The organism is Idiomarina sp. UBA4206, from assembly GCF_002383015.1.
Lineage (GTDB): Bacteria > Pseudomonadota > Gammaproteobacteria > Enterobacterales > Alteromonadaceae > Idiomarina > Idiomarina abyssalis.
Window position 1 is genome coordinate 483 of sequence record NZ_DFTS01000061.1, and the last position, 3878, is coordinate 4360.

The following is a 3878-nucleotide window of genomic DNA, read 5'->3' on the forward strand; positions in this document are numbered from 1 at the left end:
CCACGCTTTTTGTGGCCGGAACGTATTTGAGCGGTTTGTTATGCCTTTTCACGATTTTTCTTTAGCCGCCTCGCCGCTGAACACACTTCATTAACTAGCTTTGCCCCAGATGTACTGAGCAGATAAGCAGATTTATCTACTTCTGCCATTGACTTAGTACCGTCAGCCATTGCGTGAGTTAAGTCGTTCCGATCTTCTTTCCATTGATGGATACGATCCATAAGAGGGTCGTTGAAGTAAGCAGCCAGTAATGGGTCATTCCGTTTTCGCTGCCGAATTTCCTGCATTTTTTTACCTAGCATCCTAATTGGACGATGATTGGCGTAAGTTGCTCCACCCGACTGCCTAAGAGCAGACAAAAGCCGATCTTCTAGAACGGTATATGCAAACCAGCATGCTTCGAGATAGAACTCTTGTTCATGGGCAGACTTCATTCTGCTCATAAGCTCTTTGTAGTGATTATTTTTCTCGCTCAAACTCAGAAACTCCGTTTAGGCATAACGCCTGAATTAAACCGAGCCGCGAAGCGGCATCGGCTTGAATGAATTGTTAGCCCGCGGCCACAGCATGCTTGTCAGGCCGCGTGGTTGAAGAGTTGATGCCGCGCACCAGCGAGTAACTGGCAACCGCATACCAGCCAAAAATGATGAGCGTCGCGACACGCTGAGTCAGGCCGCGAAGCCCATGTGGGTCAAAGCCTGAAAGCATTAGCCACAGGTAAAGCATGATGACAAGCGCAACAAGCATGGAGAAGTTTCTTAGCGGACTGCCAACCGGTGCGACCTCTGTGGCAAAGAAGGCTGGAACGAGAACCATGAAGAAGCCAAGACCGTACAGGCCGTGGAGTGGGCTGCCCATCACAAAGACCCCATTTGAGATCATGCTGGCTCCAAACACCACGGCCGTCACAGCAGTGAATTTGGAGCCTTTGGCTAGGAATAGCCAAGCGCCAAACAAGGCTATCGAAACGCCGGTGATAAGGGCTGCTGCCCTTTGGATGAGGGCGATCGGATGGTCAAGAAGCGCCACCTCGCTGATGTGCTGCGAGATTGACGAGTAGCCTGGCAAGAAAAACGCTAACAGAATTGGAACAAGCATCGCACCCAGCGGAATCGCACCTGCTTGCTTGACTAGAATGTTCTTCAAAATCCTTCCCCCTGCGTTGAAGTTTGTGAGCGAGCTAACGACTAAGCTCACCGGCGGCAATGGAGCGCAGCGGAATTGCCGTCCGGTGCAGCGCCTTGTTATGCATCGGATTATGGGGCAACTAATAAATAGCGATTATCTCCGCCACCCTTCGGTGGCCATTATCTTTTGCGCTTCTTCGGTAACCAGAAAGTCTAGGAACATCTGCGCCTCACGGTCTGCGTCAGGTGAGATGACTACATTGACATCTCGCCAGATCGTTCGGCCTTCATCTAAGCGAACAAGCTCCAATACATCGGGGTGCGTGATTGGCCAGTTCGGCCAGGTAATCCAGGCATCAGCGTCCAGCTCCTTGAACGCATTGAAGCTGGCGCCAGAGCCGAGCGAGTACGACACGATATTCTTCCGAAACTGCGCGACGTCATTCAGCGAGCCCATGCGTCCGGCGACGTCTTCCCATGTTCCAGTTCCGGAGGTGTTGTAGATGCCCTTGCCCTCCGTAACGACGATTTTCATTCCTTCCACTAGAAGCGCGTCAAAGCCCTGAATATTCTTTGGGTTGCCGGCCTTAACGGCTATAACGGTGGGCCTGATATAGATCGGCTCGACCTTGCTGGGGTCGAAGGTCTTGTAGGTTAGCAGGAATGCCGTCATCGACTGCTCCGAAGTACCCCAAAGTATATCGGCATCTGCCTGCGCATCAGCAGACCATCTGCTTTCAGGCCCGGCGATAATTTCCACTTTGGTACCCGAACGGTTTTCCCAGACCTCAGCGACTTTTTTGAAGGCGGTATTCGGCCCCCCAGCACCATACAGTTTGACGACACCATCCTTCGGCTCGTGCTCGATTGATGGGTCATAAAGTGATGTCTGAGCGAATGACGGAACAACTGCTGCTGCACAAAAGAGTGCTATGACGGTAACTATTTTCATTTTCTATCTCCTAATTTGAATGAGATTGTAACTTGGCTGTGAGGCATAACATTTGTATATTGTGCGTGCGCATTTAGAAACTCGTCCAATTGATAGTTTTCGGTTGTTAACTTACTGATCAAACAGGTATTCCTGATTTTAAAGGTTCCGAGTTAGCAAAGGCAATTTGAGCATGCTCAGTTACACTCTACCGAGCGCACAATATCCAACCTTAATTTTTTGTTATGTCATTGACAGTAAACGACTTAAATACACAACACAACAACAAAACGCGCAATATTGCCGACGTGAATGTGCCGTGCACCGCTAGCGACACCCACACTCTCGAATAACGGGACGGCTAGTCACTAGTTGGAGTTGACTGAAAGTCAGAAGGTCCGTTCATCGCTCAAAGAGGACCTTTAATTTGATAGTCTGCTTGACCATTCTCTTTCGAACGAAAGAAGCCCTCATAACCAATAAGTGTCTTATCATGACTGCTTTCGACAACAGTGAACTTGCTGGTTGCAATACCGTTGTTGAAACAACCATTGTGTTGTAAAACGATAACCTCTAATTCATTTGGGGTATTTATGGAAATTGTTTCGAAGCCAACAAAATCAGCATTACCGCTAGTGTCATAACAGAGTTGATACGTCAGTTCACTCTCTCCTGACAAGCTTCCAGTATAGGATTGTCTGACGTTAGCACGGCTTAGTTTCGTACCATTAGCAAGCTCCTTTTCTACCGATTCCTGCCAACTGGTTATTTCAAACGTTCCTGTGAGCTCCATAATATTATCTTCCAGTATTTCTGCTTAAGTGGTATTCAACACTACCATGATCCGTGTTAACTGGTATTGTAAAAGTGCGACATAGGGTTTTGAGAGTAGCTTCAGACTTGAAAATTAATCAATCTAAAATCAATGGTGTATTGCACCAGCAAGAGAGTCAGCAGTTTTACAGTTTACGCCGTTACTATCCCAAGTTTGAATTAACTGATTTTATCGATCAGTTTTGGTTAGTCGACTGGAAACTCCCTGCAAATAAAACACACACGCAAAGGAACGTTCCCGATCCCAACTTTCATCTTGTCATTAGTAATGACAAGGTTAAGGTAGTGGGACCGGTCACCAAAGTTTACAATTATGTGATGTCCGGAAAAGACAGAATCATAGGTGTTAAGTTTTCGCTCGGAGCTCTTCAGCATGTTCTCTCGTTACCGCTTGTTGAATACGTTGATAAGGAAATTGATGCTGGCGAGATTTTTGGAGATCGCCTCACAGAGGCACTAGCTAGCTTGTTGGTTATAAAGAGCGATGCTTTAATTTGTGAGATTCTCGAGAAAAGACTTACACCACATAAGACGTTAGTTTGCGACTCTCAGCGGTCTGTACAAAAACTGGTTAGTTTGATTAAAGACGAACAGTCGATTGTTAAAGTGTCTCAGTTGAGTGAGCGTGCTGAACTATCACCGCGAATGATACAACGGTACTTCAGAGAACATATTGGGTTAAGTGCAAAGTGGCTAATAAGAAAATATCGCCTTCACAGAGTGCTTGAGCGTCTTGACGCAGGAGAAGTAAATATCCTTGATGTTGCTATGGAACTTGAATACACGGACCAGTCCCACCTTATTCGCGATTTCAAAGAGATAATAGGTGTGACGCCCAACGGCTATGCAGAAAATCGACATAAGAATGGCTAAGCTCTAAAAGGCGACGGGATAGAAGTATGGACATTGCCCTATTCGACTTTGATGGAACTATCACAAACTGCGATACCTTCACCCCGTTTGTAAAGGCGGTCATACCTCGCAAA

General features: G+C 46.9%; 5 protein-coding genes. 1 reads left to right on the forward strand and 4 read right to left on the reverse strand.

The features are described 5' to 3' along the window. Window positions 1-38: 38 nt before the first annotated feature. The 4 genes from B3180_RS12680 to B3180_RS12695 form a co-directional block, all read right to left on the reverse strand. Entirely contained in the window at window positions 39-476 is a 438-nt protein-coding gene (locus B3180_RS12680) for a hypothetical protein (RefSeq protein WP_278358542.1), read from the reverse strand. Between the two features lie 73 nt (window positions 477-549). Then, window positions 550-1146, reverse strand: a complete 597-nt coding sequence (locus B3180_RS12685; RefSeq protein ID WP_286844931.1) for a DUF998 domain-containing protein — start codon at window positions 1144-1146, stop codon at window positions 550-552. Between the two features lie 135 nt (window positions 1147-1281). Further along, entirely contained in the window at window positions 1282-2079 is a 798-nt protein-coding gene (locus tag B3180_RS12690; protein ID WP_278355338.1) for a substrate-binding domain-containing protein, read from the reverse strand. A 388-nt stretch (window positions 2080-2467) separates the two neighbouring features. After that, complete coding sequence (locus B3180_RS12695) at window positions 2468-2851, reverse strand: DUF3224 domain-containing protein (RefSeq protein WP_126752676.1); 384 nt, start codon at window positions 2849-2851, stop codon at window positions 2468-2470. 107 nt (window positions 2852-2958) lie between these two features. Between B3180_RS12695 and B3180_RS12700 the strand changes: the two genes are divergently transcribed. Beyond that, the gene (locus B3180_RS12700; RefSeq protein ID WP_278358540.1) at window positions 2959-3765 is read left to right on the forward strand and encodes an AraC family transcriptional regulator; all 807 of its coding nucleotides are present in this window, start codon (window positions 2959-2961) and stop codon (window positions 3763-3765) included. Window positions 3766-3878 lie beyond the last annotated feature (113 nt).

What these genes read in the sequence shown, in the direction of transcription:
- B3180_RS12690 (WP_278355338.1), bottom strand. Translation starts at nt 2,079, where the DNA reads ATGAAAATAGTTACCGTCATAGCACTCTTTTGTGCAGCAGCAGTTGTT.
- B3180_RS12695 (WP_126752676.1), bottom strand. Translation starts at nt 2,851, where the DNA reads ATGGAGCTCACAGGAACGTTTGAAATAACCAGTTGGCAGGAATCGGTA.